Annotated in this window: 20 protein-coding genes and 3 pseudogenes; 7 read left to right on the top strand and 16 right to left on the bottom strand. The window is 46.3% G+C overall.

Going from position 1 to position 21,176, the window contains the following annotated elements; genetic code table 11:
- Position 1: 1 nt before the first annotated feature.
- The gene (locus DXE37_RS06700) at positions 2-286 is read left to right on the top strand and encodes a hypothetical protein (RefSeq protein WP_114636972.1); all 285 of its coding nucleotides are present in this window, start codon (positions 2-4) and stop codon (positions 284-286) included.
- A 75-nt stretch (positions 287-361) separates the two neighbouring features.
- A complete protein-coding gene (locus DXE37_RS06695) occupies positions 362-625 on the top strand; it encodes a hypothetical protein (protein ID WP_114636971.1) in 264 nt (87 codons plus the stop codon).
- Positions 626-664: 39 nt separating this feature from the next.
- Here DXE37_RS06695 and DXE37_RS06690 read toward each other — a convergent pair whose 3' ends face one another.
- The 5 genes and pseudogenes from DXE37_RS06690 to DXE37_RS06670 all read right to left on the bottom strand — a co-directional run bounded on the left by DXE37_RS06690 (position 665) and on the right by DXE37_RS06670 (position 5,234).
- Positions 665-2,791: a M3 family metallopeptidase gene (locus DXE37_RS06690; protein WP_114636970.1), complete on the bottom strand. Its 2,127-nt coding sequence runs from the start codon at positions 2,789-2,791 to the stop codon at positions 665-667.
- A 51-nt stretch (positions 2,792-2,842) separates the two neighbouring features.
- Positions 2,843-3,697, bottom strand: coding sequence for a bifunctional methylenetetrahydrofolate dehydrogenase/methenyltetrahydrofolate cyclohydrolase FolD (gene folD, locus DXE37_RS06685; RefSeq protein WP_114636969.1), 855 nt, complete (start codon positions 3,695-3,697; stop codon positions 2,843-2,845).
- A gap of 15 nt (positions 3,698-3,712) precedes the next feature.
- Positions 3,713-4,362: pseudogene (locus DXE37_RS06680) on the bottom strand (response regulator transcription factor).
- A gap of 1 nt (position 4,363) precedes the next feature.
- Positions 4,364-5,065 (bottom strand): ATP-binding protein, encoded by a 702-nt coding sequence (locus DXE37_RS06675; protein WP_162786212.1) that lies wholly within the window; start codon positions 5,063-5,065, stop codon positions 4,364-4,366.
- A complete protein-coding gene (locus tag DXE37_RS06670) occupies positions 5,049-5,234 on the bottom strand; it encodes a hypothetical protein (RefSeq protein WP_162786211.1) in 186 nt (61 codons plus the stop codon). The genes DXE37_RS06675 and DXE37_RS06670 overlap by 17 nt, the downstream gene beginning before the upstream one ends.
- Positions 5,235-5,999: 765 nt before the next feature.
- On the opposite strand from DXE37_RS06670, the gene aceE reads away from it, so the two are divergent.
- From aceE to lpdA, 3 genes are read left to right on the top strand one after another with little or no spacing between them, the layout of a single operon-like run.
- Positions 6,000-8,696 (top strand): pyruvate dehydrogenase (acetyl-transferring), homodimeric type, encoded by a 2,697-nt coding sequence (gene aceE / locus DXE37_RS06665; RefSeq protein WP_114637560.1) that lies wholly within the window; start codon positions 6,000-6,002, stop codon positions 8,694-8,696.
- Between the two features lie 15 nt (positions 8,697-8,711).
- Positions 8,712-10,010, top strand: a complete 1,299-nt coding sequence (gene aceF, locus DXE37_RS06660) for a dihydrolipoyllysine-residue acetyltransferase (protein WP_114636966.1) — start codon at positions 8,712-8,714, stop codon at positions 10,008-10,010.
- 9 nt (positions 10,011-10,019) lie between these two features.
- Positions 10,020-11,798 carry a dihydrolipoyl dehydrogenase gene (gene lpdA / locus DXE37_RS06655; protein WP_114636965.1) on the top strand — a complete coding sequence of 593 codons (1,779 nt, stop codon included), beginning with the start codon at positions 10,020-10,022 and terminating at the stop codon, positions 11,796-11,798.
- 111 nt (positions 11,799-11,909) lie between these two features.
- Here lpdA and DXE37_RS06650 read toward each other — a convergent pair.
- A pseudogene (locus tag DXE37_RS06650) lies at positions 11,910-12,211 on the bottom strand (phasin family protein); the annotation flags it as partial.
- A 197-nt stretch (positions 12,212-12,408) separates the two neighbouring features.
- On the opposite strand from DXE37_RS06650, the pseudogene DXE37_RS14355 reads away from it, so the two are divergent.
- Together DXE37_RS14355 and DXE37_RS06640 are read left to right on the top strand one after the other, a co-directional pair.
- A pseudogene (locus DXE37_RS14355) lies at positions 12,409-13,301 on the top strand (DMT family transporter).
- Positions 13,302-13,422: 121 nt separating this feature from the next.
- Positions 13,423-14,442, top strand: coding sequence for a serine hydrolase (locus tag DXE37_RS06640; RefSeq protein WP_114636964.1), 1,020 nt, complete (start codon positions 13,423-13,425; stop codon positions 14,440-14,442).
- Between the two features lie 2 nt (positions 14,443-14,444).
- Here the strand turns inward: DXE37_RS06640 and DXE37_RS06635 are convergent, their stop codons facing one another.
- From DXE37_RS06635 to DXE37_RS06600, 10 genes are all read right to left on the bottom strand, one after another.
- Positions 14,445-15,263: an IclR family transcriptional regulator gene (locus DXE37_RS06635; RefSeq protein ID WP_114636963.1), complete on the bottom strand. Its 819-nt coding sequence runs from the start codon at positions 15,261-15,263 to the stop codon at positions 14,445-14,447.
- A gap of 90 nt (positions 15,264-15,353) precedes the next feature.
- Positions 15,354-16,388, bottom strand: coding sequence for a quinone-dependent dihydroorotate dehydrogenase (locus DXE37_RS06630; protein WP_114636962.1), 1,035 nt, complete (start codon positions 16,386-16,388; stop codon positions 15,354-15,356).
- A gap of 9 nt (positions 16,389-16,397) precedes the next feature.
- On the bottom strand, positions 16,398-17,144 hold the full coding sequence (locus DXE37_RS06625) for an arginyltransferase (RefSeq protein WP_114636961.1): 747 nt from the start codon (positions 17,142-17,144) through the stop codon (positions 16,398-16,400).
- A gap of 54 nt (positions 17,145-17,198) precedes the next feature.
- The gene (gene aat, locus DXE37_RS06620; protein WP_114636960.1) at positions 17,199-17,879 is read right to left on the bottom strand and encodes a leucyl/phenylalanyl-tRNA--protein transferase; all 681 of its coding nucleotides are present in this window, start codon (positions 17,877-17,879) and stop codon (positions 17,199-17,201) included.
- A gap of 9 nt (positions 17,880-17,888) precedes the next feature.
- Positions 17,889-18,449 carry an NUDIX hydrolase gene (locus DXE37_RS06615; RefSeq protein WP_114636959.1) on the bottom strand — a complete coding sequence of 187 codons (561 nt, stop codon included), beginning with the start codon at positions 18,447-18,449 and terminating at the stop codon, positions 17,889-17,891.
- A gap of 9 nt (positions 18,450-18,458) precedes the next feature.
- A complete protein-coding gene (locus DXE37_RS14350; protein ID WP_197713221.1) occupies positions 18,459-18,728 on the bottom strand; it encodes an aminotransferase class IV in 270 nt (89 codons plus the stop codon).
- 43 nt (positions 18,729-18,771) lie between these two features.
- Positions 18,772-18,975, bottom strand: coding sequence for a hypothetical protein (locus DXE37_RS11515; protein ID WP_197713133.1), 204 nt, complete (start codon positions 18,973-18,975; stop codon positions 18,772-18,774).
- A gap of 134 nt (positions 18,976-19,109) precedes the next feature.
- Positions 19,110-19,922, bottom strand: coding sequence for a chorismate-binding protein (locus DXE37_RS11510; protein ID WP_197713132.1), 813 nt, complete (start codon positions 19,920-19,922; stop codon positions 19,110-19,112).
- 24 nt (positions 19,923-19,946) lie between these two features.
- Complete coding sequence (locus DXE37_RS06605) at positions 19,947-20,522, bottom strand: peptidylprolyl isomerase (RefSeq protein WP_114636958.1); 576 nt, start codon at positions 20,520-20,522, stop codon at positions 19,947-19,949.
- An 84-nt stretch (positions 20,523-20,606) separates the two neighbouring features.
- Positions 20,607-21,134, bottom strand: a complete 528-nt coding sequence (locus DXE37_RS06600; protein ID WP_269460354.1) for a DsbA family protein — start codon at positions 21,132-21,134, stop codon at positions 20,607-20,609.
- Positions 21,135-21,176 lie beyond the last annotated feature (42 nt).

Here is a 21,176-nt window from a genome sequence, read left to right as displayed (position 1 = left end):
CATGAAAATGGGGTTGAATGCTAAAGATGGAAATCCAGATACCATTCAAGCGATTGGTCATGCTGCAATGGCTGCAAAATCAATACCATCTGAAAAGTTTCAAGCCAATATCAAAGTTTTCTTAGGTGATATGAAAAATATCCCGCAAAAGATGTATATCACCACAATTGATTGTTATACCGCTGAGCGTTTGGTGATTTCTCCAGATTCTGGGGTGGGGGTGATTGATGCGTGTGCGGCTAGTGCTTCAGCGCCTGGCGTCACTCTGGCCCAACCTCTGGGTTAAGGATCGAGTCTGCAGGCTGGCAGCATTGGATCAACTGCCCATTGCGATATTGTTGCGGGGTCTAGGCGAGCATTAGTGGTTGCCTTGGCAGATACGATTGCGGCGCAAGAAAAGGAAGGTCTACGCTTGAATCATCTGCCAAATACAATATTGCAAGAAGTAAAGGATCTAGAGGCTGCTGGTACAAAGACCAAGTTGGTAGTTGTTGGCATGCTCCCTGGTAGAAAAACGATGAGTGTTGTAGACCCAGAAAAAATCATGGAGCCAGCTATTCGGTATGGGTATGAGCGAGGCATGCAAGACCTTCCAGAGATGAAGCATTTTTGGATGTCTTCCTAAATTAACAAAGGCCCTTAAAAAGGGCCTTTGATTTTTGTTCTAAGCCAAACCCCCATGTCTTAGCAAAGCATCAATACTAGGCTCTTTACCTCTAAACGCTTTAAAGGATTCTGCTGCTGGACGACTGCCGCCAACTTCTAAAATCTCTTCGCGATAACGTGCACCCGTTTTTTCATCCAGTACGCTGCCAGTAAGTTTTGCAGCCTCTTCAAAGGCGGAGTAGACGTCAGCAGAAAGAACTTCTGCCCATTTGTAGCTGTAATAGCCAGCTGCATAATCACCTGCAAAGATATGACTAAAGGTATTGATCCAGCGGGAGATGGCTGGCTGCGGGATAACGTTAAATTGATCGGCAATTGCTCTGGAGAGATCAAGTACTGCTTGACCTTTCGCATTCTTGGTATCAAAGCTGGCATGCAAGCGCCAGTCTGTTAATGATATCACAATCTGACGTAAAGTCATGTAACCATTCTGGAAATTCTTGGCAGCCAAAATCTTGTCAAATAATTCCCTGGGGAGAGGTTTTCCTGTCTCGGCATGCGCAGTCATTTTTTCTAAGACTTCCCATTCCCAGCAGAAGTTTTCCATAAACTGGCTTGGCAATTCAACCGCATCCCATTCAACCCCATTAATTCCTGAAACGCCTAGTGCGCTCACTTGCGTTAAGAGATGATGAAGGCCGTGGCCACTTTCATGGAAAAGGGTAATCACGTCATCATGGGTAATGGTGGGTTGTCGCAACACGCCATCAACTTTGACGGGTGGCGCAAAGTTACATACCAAATACGCCACTGGAATTTGAATCTCACCATTTGGCAATACTCTGCGACCGCGCGTGTCAGCCATCCAAGCACCACCACGCTTTCCTGGGCGAGCATAAGGATCCAAATAGAAGTAAGCCACGATATTACCCTTGGCATTCTTTACAGAGAACGATTGCACATCAGCATGCCAAGTCGGAAGATCTGCGGATTCAATCTTTACGCCAAAGAGGGTTTGAATGACTTGGAAGAGGCCGTCTAAAACTTTAGGGAGCGGGAAGTATTGCTTGAGCTCATTCTCGGAAAAGGAGTAACGCTCTTGCTTGAGTCTTTCAGAAACAAAGGCAACATCCCAAGGCTCTAGTCCATCAGTAATAGACAATTCAGATTTAGCAAACTCTGAGAGTTCTTGCCAATCTTTAAGAGCGAATGGTTTTGCTTTCTTGGCAAAGTTAGTCAAGAAAGAATCCACTTCCTCAACGCTGCTAGCCATCTTAGGAGCTAAGCTTAAAGCGGCGTAGTTTTTGAATCCCAGCATTCGCGCCTCTTCATCGCGTAGTCTTAGTTGCTCAAGCATATTGAGTGTGTTATCCCACTCCAGTTTTCCTTTGGCATACTCTGGGGCTAATTCTGAAGCGCGAGTAACGTAGGCCTCATACATTAAGCGACGCAATGCTCGGTTCTCCGAGTACTGCATGACTGGGTAACAAGAGGGGAAGTGCAGGGTAAATGCCCAGCCCTGTAGATTTTTTTGCTCCGCGGTATCAGCAGCCGCAGCAATTGCATCCTCAGGTATTCCGACTAGCTCAGTCTTATCTGTAACGAGATGAACAAAGCTGTCGGTAGCATCCAAGACATGATCGGAGAAGGCTTTGCCTAATACTGCTTGCTCATCTTGAATTTGAGAAAAGCGCGGTTTATCTGAGTCACTTAGTTCTGCACCCCCTAATCGAAAATCTCGCAAGGAATTTTCAATCACTTTTTTCTGGGCTGAACTCAGTTTTGCAAAGTCAGCAGATTTGCTCAGTTCCTTAAATTTTTTGTATAAATCTAAATTCTGACCAAGACTGGAGAAGAAGGCGGTAACCTTGGGCAGCATTTCACCATAAGCAGCACGTAGTTCGGGTGTGTCAGCAACGCTATTGAGATGAGAAATCACTCCCCAGGACCTACCAAAAAATTCCGTAGCATCCTCTAGTGGTTCAGCCAATGCATTCCAAGTGGATGGTGTACTTGGATTCACTGCTACCTCGACGGCGTCCTGAGCATGCTTGAGTAAATACTCAATCGCGGGCGCAATATGTTCTGGCTTGACCTCTGAATAAGCGGCGATACCGCGACCAAAAGTCAGCAGGGGATTATTCTGTAATTCTGTAGGGAGGGTATTGGAAAGAGATTTAGTCATCCCTCCAGTTTAATGGACTGGGAGCAATTTTGCCAAGTCCCAGTCAAATCCTTAATGCTTGGCAGCCTTTTCAGCAGCTTCTAAGGTGTTCATTAGGAGCATAGTGATGGTCACCGGGCCAACTCCACCTGGGACCGGGGTGATCCAGCCAGCGACATACTTGGCAGCATCAAAGTCGACATCACCGCAAAGTTTGCCATCGGGCAGGCGGTTGATGCCTACGTCAATCACTGCAGCGCCATTTTTGACCATGTCATCGGAGATCATTTTGGGCTTGCCTGTTGCCACGACCAAAATATCAGCATCTTTTGTATGGTGAGCTAAGTCTCGAGTTTTACTATTACAGATAGTGACGGTTGCGCCAGCTTGCAAGAGAAGCATTGCCATTGGTTTGCCCACAATATTGGAAGCGCCGACAATAACAGCACGAGCACCACGAATTGGGTAGTCAATGCTCTCAAGGATTTTCATGCAGCCGTAAGGTGTACAAGGTTTGAACTCGGGCTGACCAACCATGAGGGCGCCTGCATTGGCAACGTGAAAGCCATCAACATCCTTTTCAGGTGCGATTGCTTCTAGAACGCGCTCAGAAGCAATGTGTTCTGGCAATGGTAGTTGCACCAAGATCCCATGAATCGCTGGGTCAGCATTGAGAGTGGCAATACGAGCCAGCAATTCTCCCTCGCCAAGTTCGGCGGAGTAGCGCTCTAAGACGGAGTGAAAACCAACGTCTTCACAAGCTTTCACTTTATTACGCGCATAGACTTGGCTAGCTGGATCGTCTCCAACCACAATGACTGCTAACCCAGGTCGGGTACCTTTAGCAGTCACAATGGCGCCACGGGCAGCGATCTCGGTGCGTAATTTCTTAGAAAGGGCGTTTCCGTCTAATAATTGAGCTGGCATTGATAAATTCAGTGATTAATTAGGCTGTGGGTCTGATAAGGCTAAGCGCAGGAGATCGGCCGCTGTATTCACGTTGAGCTTTTCCATGATGTTGGCGCGGTGCGCTTCTACAGTTTTAATAGAGATGCCAAGATCATCAGCAATTTGTTTATTTAAGCGGCCCCGGCAACAATTCGTTCCAACACTTGACGCTCGCGACCAATTAACTTGCTGAATAAACCTTGGGTAATTTTTCTTTGGCTTGCTTGCAAGTAAACAACGCGAGCTTTAGCAAGCATGCGATCTACTAATCCGCATAGAGCATTCTCTTTAAAAGGCTTTTCAATGAAATCGACTGCACTACGCTTCATTGTGGAAACTGCCATCGAGACATCGCCGTGACCAGTGATAAAGGCGACAGGCATGGGTAGATTTTCGCTAGTGAGGCGTTCTTGTAATTCAAGACCAGACATGCCCGGCATACGCACATCTAAAATTACGCATGAGATGGTGGATTTATCGGTACTTTGTAAGGACTGTAAAAAACGTTCAGCGCTTGCATGGCAACGAACAACATAGCCATTACTCTCAAGAAGCCAGGTGAGCGAATCTCTTACCGCTTCATCATCATCTACCACATAGACAACTTCGGCTTGATTGGGTTTTGCTGTAGCGCTTAAGTTCATATCAGTTCTCGCAAGATAAAGCTTTAAATTTGGTGTTAATTATCGACCTTAGATTCTGGCGATTCCTAAGGGTAAGAGTATTGTAAAGGTGCAGCCAGCCAGCTTGGTCTGTTCTGAGTCCGTCACGTTCGTGGCCCAAAGCCTGCCATGGCGAGACTCGATATAGAGCGGCAAATATTGAGTCCCATACCCATACCATCGGATTTTGTACTAAAAAACGGCTCTCAAACGTCCACTCTAGCACGCTTTCAGGGATTCCTCCGCCCGTATCGGTAACCTGGATTCTGAGCATTACTGGAAAGATGCTGGTATCGAGATCTGCGTTTATTTTCACGGCTGGTGCTGACCAGCGAGAAGAGAGGGGGTATGCCTCCCGTACGCTATCTAGGGCATTTTTTAGAAGATTCACAATGACTTGCAAGATTAAAGCCGGATCTAAATTGACTACTGGCAGATTTTCTGCGATATGAGAAGCGATGCTGAGGCGATGGCGGTGCGCCTCAATCTCCACTAATCCAACAGCGTCGTTAATGATTTCAGTGATGCAAGAAGCTTTGCGTTGCGGTTCACTGCGTTTTACAAAACCCCGAATGCGTTGAATGATGGTGGCCCGGCGCGATGCGCCTGTTCCGAGGCTTCTAAAGCCGGCAAAATTTCTTTGGTTAGCACTGGATCGAGATTGCCGTCTAGGCGCTTGTGGCAACCCCCATACAGTAATTGGAGATAGCAGAGAGTGGTTGATTTAACTCATGCGCTAGAGAGGATGCCATTTCACCCATCGTAGTAAGACGACTAGTGAATTGCATGCGCTCTTGTTGTTGGAGCGCTAAATCATCTGCTTCTTTGCGGGTAGTGATATAGTAGTTGTGCAAGATGGCCATCTACCCACGGAATAAAACGTCGTCTCACTTCGAACCATTTGTTGCTGCCATCGCTCAATTGCACTTCTTCTGATTCAGACTCTTGATATAAGATTTAAATGAATCAGTTGATTATTTTGGGTTCTACTAACCCAGTCTGTTTTTTCACTTTCAACAGGGGCTATCCACTGCTTCTGATTTTGTGCGTTGAGCCAAACAATTCTGACAATTTCATGATTGTTAAGAACAATATCTTCCGCTTGTTCCCGAGCAATCTGCCTTAACTTGATCTGATCTTCACTAGCGGCTACTTCTCGATTGATTGTGGTTAAGGCTTCTAGGTTATTTACGAAGCGCGCTTGAATTCTTTGCTTGGCAAAGGAGAGAGTTCTCTAAACAAGGCGGCTTCTTGTTGATTCTTTTCTTGAAGATGCAGCGTCCCTAAAATAATGCCCATGACTGCCGTGAAGAGAACAATTGTAGTAAGCGGTGGGGTGTAAACCAGCCTAAATCCGCGAATTTTGCGGAACCATCTAAAGGGGCTGAGAGGACTAAGCTAGCAAAGGGCGTTAATTTCATGAATATCAATCATTTTGCCCTCTATTTGGCGCATTGGAAATCGATTTTGAGCTTGTTTTTAAAGTCTTATTTGCAGTGCAATAAAATCCCACATAATGATAAATATTATCATTATGTAGAAAATTGCTTGTTTACACCCACATACCTTCCTAGAATGTTGCCTATAGAGTTGATGACAAATTTTAATGGGGACAAATGATGGCAGCAGTTCCAGATCAAGTGTTAGGTAAACAGAATGCCCAGGATGCCGATCCGGGGGAGACTCAGGAATGGTTACAAGCGCTCGATGGCGTCATTCATAACGAAGGTCCTGAAAGAGCTGCCTATCTGATTGATCAACAAATTTCTCATGCACGCGTTAATGGCGTAGTGCAACCATTCCATGCTGAAACGCCTTACATCAACACGATTCCAGTGGAGAATCAGGCGCGTTTACCGGGTGACCAGAATGTTGAGCATCGCATTCGTTCATACACCCGCTGGAATGCCATGGCGATGGTTCTGCGCGCCAATAAAGATACCAACGTTGGTGGACATATTTCATCTTTTCAGTCAGCTGCAACTTTATATGACGTTGGCTTCAATCATTTCTGGCACGCACCATCGCCAGAGCACGATGGCGACTTGATATTTGTGCAAGGGCACTCTGCACCAGGTGTGTATGCGCGAGCATATATGTTGGGGCGTCTTGAGGACACCCAGTTAGATAACTTCCGTCAAGAGGTTGGAGGTAAAGGGATTTCTAGCTATCCGCATCCATGGTTGATGCCTGATTTCTGGCAGTTCCCAACGGTTTCTATGGGTCTTGGTCCTATCATGGCGATTTACCAAGCCCGCTTTATGAAGTATTTAACAGACCGTGGCTTTATTCAGGAACAAGGTCGAAAAGTTTGGGCCTTCTTAGGCGACGGCGAAACCGACGAACCAGAGTCATTGGGTGCCATTGGTATGGCTGGTCGCGAGAAACTGGATAACTTGATTTTTGTTATCAACTGTAACTTGCAACGATTGGATGGGCCGGTACGTGGTAACGGAAAAATTATTCAAGAGCTAGAAAGCGAATTCCGCGGCGCTGGCTGGAATGTGATCAAAGTAGTTTGGGGTGGCCAATGGGATGCCCTTTTTGCGCGTGATAAAAAAGGCATCTTGATGCAACGCCTTGGCGAAATCGTTGACGGCCAATATCAGACGATGAAGTCTAAGAATGGTGCTTATGTTCGCGAGATTGTTTTCAACACCCCTGAATTAAAAGCCTTAGTGAGTGACTGGAGTGATGATGAGATTTGGCAATTAAACCGCGGCGGTCATGATCCGCACAAGGTTTTTGCAGCATTCCACGCAGCAGTCAATCATAAAGATCAACCAACAGTCATCTTGGCACACACCATTAAAGGTTACGGTATGGGTGGATCGGGTGAGGCGATGAACATTGCTCACCAAGCTAAGAAGATGAATGCTGATGACGTGCGTCGATTCCGTGGTCGTTTTGAGATTCCGGTTAAGGATGATCAGCTGGAAGAAATGCCTTTAGTGAAATTTGCAGATGGTAGCCCTGAACTTGAATATATGAAGGCGCGTCGCAATGAATTGGGCGGCTACTTACCTCAGCGTCGCATGAAGGCCGAGAGCTTGCCTGTTCCAGCCTTAGATGTTTTTGCTCCATTGCTGGAAGCTACTACCGAAGGCCGAGAGATTTCTACCACAATGGCATTTGTGCGCATGCTCAATACAGTGGTGCGCGATAAGGTTTTGGGTAAGCGGGTGGTTCCGATTGTTCCAGATGAGTCTCGTACCTTTGGTATGGAAGGGATGTTCCGTCAACTAGGTATTTGGAATCAGTTGGGTCAGTTATATACGCCAGAAGATCATGATCAATTGATGTTCTACAAAGAGGATAAGACTGGTCAGATTCTGCAAGAAGGTATTAACGAAGCCGGTGGTATGTGCGACTGGATCGCTGCTGCAACCTCTTACTCTACGCATGGCGTACCGATGTTGCCTTTCTATATTTTCTACTCCATGTTTGGTTTCCAACGTATTGGTGACTTAGCTTGGGCAGCAGGAGATATGCGTAGCCGTGGCTTCTTGCTCGGTGGTACGGCTGGTAGAACGACCTTGAACGGTGAGGGCTTGCAACACGAAGATGGTCATAGCCATCTCTGGAGCGGTGCGGTTCCTAACTGCATCAGCTACGACCCAACATTCTCCTTTGAATTGGCGGTAGTGATTCAGGATGGTATGCGTCGTATGTTGGAAGTTCAGGAAGACGTCTACTACTACATTACCTTGATGAATGAGAACTATGCTCATCCCGCAATGCCTAAGGGTGCTGAGCAAGACATTATTAAAGGGATGTATAAGCTTAAGTCAGTTGGCGATGACAATGCAAAACTCCGCGTTCAGCTATTGGGTTCAGGAACTATCTTCCGTGAAGTGATTGAAGCTGCTGAACTCCTCCATAAAGACTGGGGCGTTGCTTCTGACCTATGGGGTTGCCCAAGCTTTACTGAGCTTGGTCGTGATTGGACTGCGGTGCACCGTAGCAATTTATTGAATCCAACTGCTACACCAGTTCTCTCTCATGTTGAGAAGTGTCTGAAAGATACTGCTGGTCCTGTGATTGCTGCAACCGACTATGTCCGCTTATTTGCTGAACAAATTCGTCCGGCTATTCAGCATATGGGTCGTCGCTATGAAGTCTTGGGAACCGATGGATTTGGTCGTTCTGATACCCGTGAAAAACTCCGTGACTTCTTTGAGGTTGATCGTCGTTGGGTTGTATTGACAGCATTGAGATCATTGGTGGATTCTGGTCAGCTTGATCGTTCTAAGTTAGCCGAAGCAATTCAGAAATATGGAATTGATACCACTAAACCAAATCCAATGACGGTTTGATAAGAGAAAAAGAATATGAGTCAAATAATTGAAATCATAGTCCCGGACATTGGCGATTACAAAGATGTTCCAGTCATTGAAGTTTTGGTGAAAGTAGGCGATACTGTTGAAAAAGGACAATCACTGGTTGTTCTCGAATCTGATAAAGCCACCATGGATGTTCCATCATCACACTCTGGTGTGGTGAAGGAAGTCAAAGTTAAGGTTGGTGACAACCTCTCTGAAGGCTCCGTGGTTGTGGTCATGGAAGGTGGGGTATCTGGTGCACCTGCATCCGTACCTGTGGCTGCTCCTGCTGTATCAGCTGCTCCAGCAGCAAAGACAGTTGAACCTCCGATTTCCAGAGCACCGGCACCACCTCCTATTAGCAATACACCGCCTGCAGTAGATGCAGCAGTGAGCCATGCAAGTCCATCGGTGCGGAAGTTTGCACGCGAACTTGGTGTGACGATTGGTCAAGTCAAGGGCTCAGGTCCTAAAGGTCGCATTACTCAAGAAGATGTGCAAGCATTTGTAAAGGCGGCAATGAGTGGTGGTGCCGGCAGTCCTGCTGCTGCTTCTAGTGGCGGTAGCTTGGGTGGTCTCAATTTGATTCCATGGCCAAAAGTGGATTTCACAAAGTTTGGTGAAATTGAACGTCAACCATTGAATCGTATCAAGAAACTCACAGCGGCCAATTTGGGTCGTAACTGGGTCATGATCCCAGCGGTGACGTATCACGAGGATGCTGATATTACGGACTTAGAAGCTTTCCGTGTGCTGACTAATAAAGAGAATGAGAAGAAGGGCGTCAAGATTACGATGCTCGCTTTCTTAATGAAAGCCGCAGCGGCTGCTCTGAAGAAGTATCCAGAATTTAATAGCTCCTTAGATGGTGACGATTTGATATTGAAGAAGTATTTCAATATTGGATTTGCAGCTGATACTCCAACCGGACTCGTGGTGCCAGTGATTAAAGATGCTGATAAAAAAGGTATCTTTGAGTTGGCTAAGGAAACTTCAGATCTTGCAGCTCTTGCTCGTGATGGGAAGTTAAAACCGGATCAAATGCAAGGTGCTAGCTTTACGATTTCTTCATTGGGTGGTATTGGTGGAACGTATTTCTCACCGATCATGAATGCACCTGAAGTTGCTATCTTAGGTGTGAGCAAAGCAGCTATGAAACCAGTCTGGGATGGTAAGCAATTTGTACCTCGCTTGATTTGCCCGCTATCGCTCTCCGCTGATCATCGCGTGATTGATGGTGCCCTAGCGACACGTTTTAATGTGTACATCGCTCAGCTTTTAGCCGACTTCCGTCGCGCTAGTCTGTAAGGGAGGTCTATGGCTAAGCAAACGATCCTTGTTCCAGATATTGGCGACTACTCCGATGTGCCAGTGATTGAGGTGCTGGTTAAAGTTGGAGATGTAATTGAAAAAGAGCAGCCTTTGTTGGTGCTCGAATCAGATAAGGCAACCATAGAGGTGCCTGCAGATGCTGCTGGCACAGTGACTAGTATTGCAGTTAAGTTGGGCGATAAGGTTAGTAAAGGTTCTTTGATTCTGGAGATAGAAGCAAGCGCAGCTGCGCCAGTTGCTAAGGCGGCTCCAGCACCACTAGCTGCAGCCCCAGCTTCATCTATACCACCCCCTGCTCCTGTAGCAGGGCAGCACAAGGGTAAAGTGGATCACGAGTGCGAGATGTTGGTGCTTGGCGCCGGTCCTGGTGGTTATAGTGCCGCATTCCGTAGCGCAGACCTTGGTATGAGTACCGTTCTAGTAGAGCGCTATCCAACTTTAGGTGGGGTCTGCTTGAACGTAGGTTGTATTCCATCAAAAGCTTTGCTACACACTACTTCAGTCATGGATGAAGTGAAAACAATGGCCAAGCATGGCATCACTTTTGGTGCTCCAAAGATCGAGATCGATCAATTACGCGGATACAAAGAATCTGTCATGGCTAAGTTAACTGGCGGCCTCGCTGGGATGGCAAAGGCTCGTAAGGTAAAAGTAGTTCGTGGTCTTGGAAAATTCCTAGATGCAAATCATGTTGAAGTTGAATTAACCGAAGGCACTGGCCAGGATTTGACTGGGAAAAAAGAAGTAGTGCGCTTTCAGAAGGCGATTATTGCCGCTGGCAGTCAGCCGGTGAAATTGCCATTCTTGCCAGAAGATCCTCGGATTGTGGATAGTGCGGGAGCCTTGTTGCTCAAGAGTATTCCAAAACGTATGCTAGTGATTGGCGGCGGCATCATTGGTCTAGAGATGGCTACGGTCTATAGCACGCTCGGATCACGGATTGATATTGCAGAGATGATGGATGGTCTCATGGCTGGTGCTGATCGTGACTTAGAAAAAGTCTGGGAAAAGTTCAATGCCGGACGTTTTGAGAAAGTCATGCTCAAGACACGTGCCGCCAACGCAGAAGTAAAGCCAGATGGCATTCAAGTGACCTTTGAAGGTGAGAATGCACCTGCGGAGCTGCAAACTTATGATTTGGTATTGGTTGCAGTAGGCCGCACTCCAAATGGTAAGAAGATTGATGCAGGTAAGGCTGGTGTACAGGTGGATGAAAGCGGTTTTATTCCCGTTGATAAACAGATGCGCACCAATGTTCTTAATATTTTTGCCATTGGCGACTTGGTGGGTCAACCAATGCTGGCGCATAAAGCAGTACACGAAGGACATGTGGCCGCTGAAGCTGCTGCTGGTGAAAAATCTTACTTCGATGCGAAACAAATCCCATCAGTTGCTTACACTGATCCAGAGGTAGCGTGGACTGGTTTGACTGAAGAACAGTGCAAAGTACAAGGCATCGCTTATGAGAAGGGTTTATTCCCATGGGCTGCTAGTGGACGTGCAATTGCTAATGGACGGGATGAAGGTTTCACTAAACTCATTTTTGATGCCACTACCCATCGCATTATTGGTGGCGGTATTGTAGGGACGCGCGCCGGTGATTTAATCGGTGAAGTGTGCCTCGCAATTGAAATGGGTGCTGATGCGGTTGATATTGGTAAAACGATACATCCTCATCCAACACTTGGCGAGTCAGTGGGTCTTGCTGCTGAAGCAGCGCATGGTCACTGTACAGATTTGCCACCAGTGAAAAAGAAATTATAAACAACGAGGAGGGTATAAAAGCCCTCTGAAGTTTTAGTGAGGACTAAAGAAAAAGCCCAGATGATTCGGGGCTTTTTTATGCAGGGGTATTGTAAAAAATTACATTACTTCTTCTTGCTCAGCCAACTTAGTAAAACTGTTTTGAGTTTCGTGGGCCAATTCATAAAGATGGCGACTGTAAGCCATAATTTTTTCTGCCATTGGCTGAACAGTTTCAGCTTGGTGGGCGAGTAATTGTTGAATGTCTTTTACTTCTAATGCTTTTTTAGCGCTATTCATACTATCGCTTAAGCTTTGCTTAGCAATAGGCATATTCAGTTCAACCAATTTTTCAATGCTTGATTGGTTAATCCACTCAAGGTCTCTAAGTTGGCTTTTTGTGCAGCTGCGAGTTGTTCAGGAGTTAAGTTCATTTCAATCTCTTTCCGTTTAGTTTGTCTCGAATTTGTCTTTGGGCTTACATCTAATGTACCCCCCTTCGCTAAATTATAGAACATATGTTGCAACGCAACATATGTTCTATAGCTTCTGTAAAGTGGGTAGGCTTCAGAAAAGAGCTTAAAATCACAGGTTAATTTAAAAAATTCTCAATATTTTCAGTAAGTTACTAATGAAGCTAACGCTCGATAAAGCTATTGCACCCATTTTTGTTCTCATTTGGAGTACTGGTTTTGTGATCGCTCGTTTAGCAATGCCTTATGTAGAGCCGGCAACCTTCTTATTTTGGCGCTTTTCAGGTGTTTTAGTGGCGATGACAGTTCTAAGCCTAGTTTGAAAATTACTTGGCCCAACTGGCCGCAAATCAAGCATATTGCGGTTGCTGGGATGTTGATGCAGTTTGGTTACTTACTCGGCGTGTGGTTTGCAGTCAGGCTAGGGATGGGGGCGGGCTTGGCTGCCATCATTGTGGGATTACAACCTATTGTGACTGCCTGTAGTTCGCCGCCTGGATCTCTGAAAAAGTGACGCCGCGAAAATGGATTGGTTTGGCATTTGGTTTTGCAGGGGTTGCCTTGGTAGTGACTGAAAAGATTGGTTTTGACCATATTCCTCTCGTAAGTTACATATTGGCATTTATCGCACTGCTTTCTATTACGTTTGGCACGCTTTATCAAAAGAAATACTGCCCTGTATTCGATTTACGTGCTGGATTATCCATTCTGTTTGGCGTTTCTGCAGTGCTTTGTTTTGTGTGCATGTATTTGTTTGAGTCAGGAGAGATGGTTTGGAACGCCTCGGTTGTTGGTGCATTGTTATGGGCGATCTTTCCTCTATCGATTGGATCAATCAGTTTGTTATTTATGATGATTCGTGTAAAGGTGCGGCTACTAAAGTGACGAGCTTGCTCTACTTAACACCACCGACTACTGCTTTAATGGCTTGGCTACTGTTTTTGATGAGCCGTTCACGCTCATGATGGCTCTTGGCCTCTGTTTAACGATGACGGGCGTAGTGTTGGCCAGTGCGCGTCAAACGAACACGGTTGCAACCATTGCGGAGTAGTTGAGCATTAGGCGATATGTTGTCAGTGGGATAAATTTTCATGATGGCGCGAATAAATCGCTGAAGCCTCAGGAAATTAATTATCATTCCGTATGTTGAATGTTTTGGAAGGTGTTCTGGGATGCGTTTGAATCGAATTTGGCTCTTTGTTTCGGTAGTATTTTTTGCTGTTGGTGCTGTGGTGAATGCTTCTGCTATCGCTGCCAGCAAAGATAAGCAAACAGCTAAAGCAACTACCAAAGCGGTAGTGGCAAAAACAAACGTTAAGGTAGCTAAGAAGCCCAAATCCGTGCGCGTGACAGTAACGCGTTCAGCTGAACCTGTTGTGCCTGCTAGACCATCTCTAGCTACTGCTCTGGGTTTGCGTGGTCAGCATGATGAACTCAGTCTGAAATCAAGCGTAGCGATGGTAGTTAATCAAGATACTAAGGAAGTGTATTTTGAAAAGAACCCTTCAGTCAGTTTGCCGATTGCCTCCATTGCTAAGCTCATGACTGCGATGGTAGTCCTAGACTCTAAGTTACCTATGGATGAAACCGTCGTCATTAATGCTGACGATGCGCATATATATCGGCATTCTCGATTGGCTGAAGGAACTGCGCTGACTAGAGAAGAGGCATTGCTACTGGCGCTGATGTCCTCTGAGAACCGCGCCGCATATACCCTTGGCAGAAATTATCCAGGTGGTATTCCGGCATTTGTAGATGCCATGAATCGCAAAGCAAGAGACCTTGGTATGGACCATTCTCGTTTTGCTGACCCCACTGGTCTGATGAGTGAAAACGTTGCCACTGCTGAAGATTTGACTCGCATGTTAAATGCGGCCTATCAATACAAAATGATTCGTGAGTTTTCTACATGGCCAGATCTGACAATGGTAATTGCTAAGCGTCCACAAAGGTTTTTAAATACCAATCGTTTGGTGCGCTCTGGTGATATGAACATTGGACTGCAAAAAACGGGCTTTATTAATGCTGCTGGCAAATGCTTGGTGATGCAAGCGCGAGTGAATAACACGCCATTGTTGCTGGTCTTCTTGGATTCAGTGGGGACGCAATCGCGTTTTGCTGATGCTGTAAGAGTTCGTGACTGGTATGAGCGTATGCCTTCTGGGGCACAGCCAATTCGTCGCTTGATGTAAGGCTAGGCGATCGTGCCTGGCTCGGAGGATTTGGGTTTAAAGCCCATTCCTTTGGATATTTGCAAAGCAGTTTCTTGTAGGGCGCGAAGCCAGTCCGCCTGAATGCGATCAGTTGGGGCGCTCAATGAAAGGCCTGCCACCAATTTTCCGGTGTCATCCAGAATGGCTGCAGCCAAACAACTAACACCGAGCTTTAACTCTTCATCATCGCGGGCGCTACCCACTTTGCGAACCTGATTGAGTTCAGTTTCTAGCTTGCCTAATTCAGTAATGCTGTTACGAGTGTGCCCTGATAAGCCAGTGCGGGTTACATAAGCGCGTACTTGACTTAGATCATCACTCGCTAGAAAAAGTTTCCCAACCGAGGTGAGATGCAATGGTGCGCGAACGATCTGCATGCCAGAGCGTTCGCTATAGGCACGATCTACATACACAATCTCATCGCCCTGACGGACGGAGAGATTGACGGTTTCGCCGGTCAACTTATGCAAGGTGCGCATAGGCAGTTGAGCAGCTTCACGTACCGATAAACGCGCTTTAACGAGGTTGCCAAGTTCAAGGAGTTTTAGGCCGAGACGATAAGTACCGCCGTCGCCACGCTCAACGAGCCTGCAGGCAACCATGTCATTCAAAATGCGATGAGCAGTAGAAAGGTGCAAACCAGTCATTTCTGCTAAGTTCTTCAGACTGCTGGATTCTTCTTGTTCAGCAAGGGCGTCCAACAGATTCATCATGCGCTCGACTACCTGAATGGCAGTTTTGCCAACCTCGCCAGTTGCTTTAGGTGTTTTGATGACTTTGTCGGTGCTCATAGCTTGCATTGTAGCGATTTCATGTGAAATTGCATATTATGAAATCTGATTTTACAAAATCAACAACAAAAAGCACGCAGCAATTTGAGGGGAGGATTGCTAGGCTTGTCTAAGGGCGCGGGCACACTCATTGATCAGGTCTGGTCCGCTGTAAATTAAGCCACTATAGAGTTGCACTAAGCTGGCCCCATCCATGATCTTTTCTCTGGCATCGGCGCCCGTCAGAATGCCACCTACGCCAATGATGGGCAGTTGATCTCCCACCCTAGCTTTTAAGGCCTTAATCACCCTATTAGAAGCCTCTCTTACTGGAGCGCCTGATAATCCACCGGCTTCACTAGAGTGTTCCATTCCTTGTGCTGCTTCACGCGAGATAGTGGTATTCGTTGCAATAACAGCATCCATGCCAAACTCGAGCATCAGATCTGCAATTAAATGAATATCGTCATGATCTAAGTCCGGCGCAATTTTCAGAAACAGCGGTTTGCGGACTCCGTGACGGTCAGATAAAGACTTTCTTTCTTGATCTAGGCTGCCTAGTAGTTCACGAAGCATTTCTTCGCCATGTAAGTCGCGAAGATTTTTAGTGTTTGGCGAGGAAATATTAACGGTGATGTAGCTGGCAATCTCATAGACTGCTTCCATCGCAAAGATGTAATCCTTTGAGGCTTCCTCAATAGGGGTGCTGGCAGTTTTACCAATGTTTAAACCAAGTACACCGCCGCTTTGCCAAAACTGGGATTGGCGAACTCGATTGACACATGCTTCGACACCATCATTATTAAAACCCATGCGATTGATAAGCGCTTGCGCCTGAGGAAGGCGAAACATTCGCGGCTTTGGATTTCCAGGCTGTGGGCGAGGTGTGACAGTACCAATTTCTAAAAAGCCAAAACCTAGTGCAGCAAGTGCGTCAATATGTTTGCCATCTTTATCTAACCCGGCAGCAAGCCCGACAGGATTTGGAAACTCAATTCCGCAGAGTGTATGTGGATCTTGAATAGGCTTGCTCACCATGTGATCCAATAATCCCCAGCGTTGAGCACGGTCCAAATTGGTGAGGGTGAGGTGATGTGCCTTTTCTGGGTCTAGACAAAAAAGCCAAGGGCGCAAAAGGGAGTAGCTATCGATCATAGATAGATATTATGGCTCAGAGAGCGTTTGCCAATGATCGTCAATCAAACCTTCCATAGGCTGATATTTCACCTTGTACGACATCTTCTCGCTTTCCTTGATGTAGTAACCAAGGTAAAGGTAAGGTAAGCCTAAAACACGCGCTTGTTCGATCTGCCAAAGAATGCTGTAGTTGCCAAAGCCGGCGCTTGGATTGGAAGTGTCGTAAAAGGTGTACACAGATGAGATACCTTGCTCCAAAATATCTATCATGCTGACCATCCGTAGGCGACCAGGGTGAGGGTCGTGTGGTCCGTCCCGAAACTCCACAATACGGGAGTTCACCCGACTTTGTAATAAGAACTGCATATACTGGTCTTGATCATCACTATCCATATCGCCACCGGCATGTCGTTCTGTCTGGTAGCGTTGGTAGAGTTGGTAGTGCTCTTCTTGGTAACCCAGATGGAGCATAGATGCTTCTAGTCCCGCATGCTTTTTTTGTGCACGTCGCTGACTGCGTGTCGGCGTAAATTGATTAACGAGGATGCGTGTAGCAATACAGGCCCTGCATTCATAGCAATAGGGGCGATAGGTGTATAAACCACTTCGTCTAAAACCTGCATTTAATAAATCGTTATATACGTCCGCATGTATCAGATGAGATGGCGTAGCCACTTGTGAGCGAGCTGTTTTATTGGGTAGGTAGCTACAAGCATAAGGGGCGGTTGCATAAAACTGCAGTGCGGTTAGAGAAAGTTCTTTGAGTTGAGTCATAACCAGTATTGCAAGATTGTTTTATTAAAATCCCAAGGATTGCTCAATCTTAGTTTAATTTAAGGATATTTGCAGTTGCTCTAAAAAAGCTTGACGGGTGATTGGAGCGACTCCTAAGGAGAGAAGGTGCGCGGTTTCTTGCTGGCAGTCAATCATGGAGATCTCGTTTTGTAGGCACCAGGCACTCAGAGCAGCCAAGGCAATTTTGGAGGCATTGGTTTTGCGGCTAAACATAGACTCGCCAAAGACCATCCCTCCAAAAGCAACGCAATATAAGCCCCCAGTCATTTGCCCATCTTCTATAACAGCAATACTATGGGCATTGCCACGCTCATGCAGATCGGCATAAGCATCCATAATTTCGTGAGTAATCCACGTGCCATCTTGATCCTTGCGATTACTGGTAGCACATGAGCGAATCACTGCACCAAAATCTGCATCTACTGCTATTTGAGAGTTTGTATTTTGACAAAAGAGGCGAATCATTTTTCGCAATGAATCGCTACATTTAAATGCAGATGGTTTTAATACCATCCTAGGGTCTGGCGACCACCAGAGGACAGGTTGATTTTCTGAATACCAAGGAAAAATTCCGGATTGGTATGCGCGGGCGAGTTGCCCAGGGTAGATGCGTTCACTCACTGCAATGAGGCCGGGTACGCTAGGATCGGGGTCTGTCTCGATGAGAGGGTTTGGAAAAGGGTTGTGAGGCCCTAGCCAAGCAATCTGCCCCATATTGACCTCTTAAGTTCTTTCTGAAGGCAGGATGTCACGACTGCGTACATGAAATTGTGTATTCGAATCCAAAAGACCTGCAGCGCGGTCTGCAAAAAACCATTCAAGGGTTTGTTTGACTGTTGGAAAAGCCAATTCACTCCAAGGGATCTCATGTTCATAAAAGAGAGCTACTTCTAAGCTTTCTTCGCCCGCAGAAAACTCCGCCGCTGTCATGGTGGCTAAATAAAACAAATGCACTTGCTCGGCGTGTGGAACATTGAGCAAAGAATAGAGGGGGCCGATTTCCACAATTGCACCGGCTTCCTCAAGCGTTTCTCGCGCAGCTCCATGGCCAGTGCTTTCGCCCAATTCCATAAAACCAGCAGGTAAGGTCCAAAAACTATGACGGGGTTCAATAGCTCGACGACACAAAAGCACTTGCTTGCCATATACCGGAATGCTGCCAACTACGTTACGTGGATTTTGATAATGAATGCTGCCACAGGCTTCGCAGACATGGCGCTCACGAGAATCATCTACCGGAATTTTGATGGTGAGTGGGGAGGCGCAGTTGGGGCAATACTTCATTCTGACTTTCTAAAAGCAGGCTTTAATGGCCACGCATAGGGCATTGCTAAGGATAATCTCTTCTACAGTGGAAATGTCATGAATACTCAGGTCAGCTTCACGGGCATTCAGTTGGGGGTTGTTCAGCAAAGCTGCGCGCATTACGCCAGGCAATAGACCGGCTGAAACTGGAGGCGTAAGCCAATCAGCGCTACCTTGAGGTTTAATAAAAATGCTAGTTCTACCGCCCTCGGTAACGAAACCTTTTTCATTGACGAATATCGCATTAAAACCACCCAGTTGCTCAGCTTTCTACCATGCTTGGTCATAAAGAAGTCGGTTGCTAATTTTGTGGCTTAGTAAGGGCATTGCCGGAGAACATGCTGACTTCGCCCGCTAGGATATCTTTGGCCCAGAATATTTTCACTTCATTGTTTATTGGCTCGAGTATTCCTGTTGTAACGGAGAGCTCGCCTTGAGGAGAGAGGTCTAGTCGTAAACGATAGGAAAGTGAATGATCCAGTGATTGACATGAACTCGTAATCATATTTACAGCCACTGTAAGGTCAAACCTAATATTGAAGACAGCGGCAGAAGCGCTAATTAATGCGCTGCAGATGATCATTTAATCGCTGCGGCATGCCTTTGACTATAGCAATAGTTTCAAACAGGCCAATACCGCTAGGAAAGCTCCATGAGAAAAGCTGACTTAATGCGACATTCTTGCCATTCCTGCTTCGCATCTGAGTCATTCGTAATTCCGGCGCCTACACCCAGTGTGAACTGCGATGTATGTGAGTGATGATCTCGAGTAACTTCAACAGCGCGAATGGGGACGCTAAAGGCAAAATTGCCGCTTGGATCAAGCCAGCCCAATGCGCCACAGTAATAACCGCGATCCTCTGACTCAAGTTTTCGAATGATTTCCATGCCGCGTTTCTTAGGTGCGCCCGTAACAGAGCCACAGGGAAACACGGCATTCAAAATATCAAAGAGGGTGGTTTCAGGTTTGATTTGACCTTGTACAGTCGATGTCATTTGTAAGACATTGCCATGACGTGCAACTTCAAATAAATGAGGAACGGAAACGGTACCAGGTAAAGAGATGCGACTAAGATCATTGCGAAGCAAGTCAACGATCATCACATTCTCAGCTTGATTTTTTGGATCATCGGAGAGGGTGCTAGCAATAGCTGATAAGGCGCTAGCAGTGCCCTTCATAGGCATGGCTCTTAAGGTATCACCCTCGCGTGCGATAAAAAGCTCTGGGGACTGCGATAAAAGATAATGATGTGCGTGCTCTATAGCAAAGGCAGTGACAACAAATTCACCTCTAGCTAGTGCAGTCGATATCTCTTGCAGACAATGTTGAGCCGTCGCTAAATCTTCTTCTCTATTACCACTTGGAAGAATGCACCAATAGTACAGAGGATTTTCGTAAAGACGACTAGTCGGTGAAGCCGCGGTGCTTTGTGCATCGTCGAGCAGAATCATCGCGGCTTACCAGGTACTTTTAAATTACTTCAGGATTGTTGCTGATTCAATGGTGACAGTCTTAGAAGGTACATCGGCTAGTCTGCCCATACGCGGCGCTGGAGCAACCATCGTTGGCACTTTGCGAATCGCATCAATTGTTTGTGTGCCAGAGATGACTTTTCCAAATACGGTATAGCCATTACCCATCGAATTTGGATAGTCCAAAGCAGCATTGTCATTCACGTTAATGAAAAACTGAGAGGTGGCAGAATCTGGATCGGATGTACGAGCCATCGCAATGGTGTAGCGATTATTCTTTAAACCGTTTTGCGCTTCAGATACTACAGGTGGATCGGTTGGCTTTTGGTTGAGGTCTGGCGTGAAGCCGCCACCCTGAATCATGAAGCCATCAATCACGCGATGGAAAATAGTGCCGTTATAAAAACCACTTTTTACATAGTTTAAAAAGTTAGCTGAAGTCTTCGGTGCTTTGACATCATCCAGCTCTACTACGAAATTACCCATCGTCGTTTTAAATTCAACTTTAGGTCCTGCCATCGCAGATTGGCTTGCTAAAAAACCGACCGCTAAAATAAGGCTGGCAAAAAACTGATGCATAAGAACTCCTTAATTGATTAAAAACATGATCTTTTGAAGATTGTATTGCCCAATACTGCTGATGAGGTATTTTGGTTGATCTGTTTAGAGTAGACCATTTGGAACATTGGCGGCATAGGCATAGGAAGCCTCTTCAAACATCTGGGGCCTGGCTAGATAATCTAGGGTCCAATCTATAGTGTCGAGCCCCCAAAAGCAGTGTTGTTTGACGATCAGCGCTGGCACTCCAAATGCGCCGTCCTCTCTAGCTTGCTTGGTATTGGCAATGAGCAGAGCTTTGATATCAGGGCTATCAGGCTTGGGGGTATCTGCTGGCAAACCTAAGTAAGCGCAAAAATCTGGCCAAGAAAGATTGGGGTCTTTGCCTTCAATCCAAACATAATCGAAGGCTCGCTCAACCATGGCCCAGTCAGCATTTTGTTGAGCCAAGAGTCGCTGTGGAGTCACTGTCAAAAAGGGATGATGCTCGGGAAAACGAATCGGAATACCCAGTTTCTCGGCTTGCCAAACGCAAAACTGATAAGTATGTGGATGTTTAGCTGCCACTTCTCCTGGTCCTACGTTTTCTGAGGCCCTCAACAGTCCTCCCAAAAGAACGGGCACGGGCTTGATATTGAGTTTGCTCTCTAAGCGATGTCTTTATTTAACGTAAAT

Source organism: Polynucleobacter necessarius (assembly GCF_900095205.1).
GTDB lineage: Bacteria > Pseudomonadota > Gammaproteobacteria > Burkholderiales > Burkholderiaceae > Polynucleobacter > Polynucleobacter necessarius_E.
The sequence above is the reverse complement of the archived record's forward strand: the minus strand, read 5'-3'. Positions and strand labels throughout refer to the sequence as shown.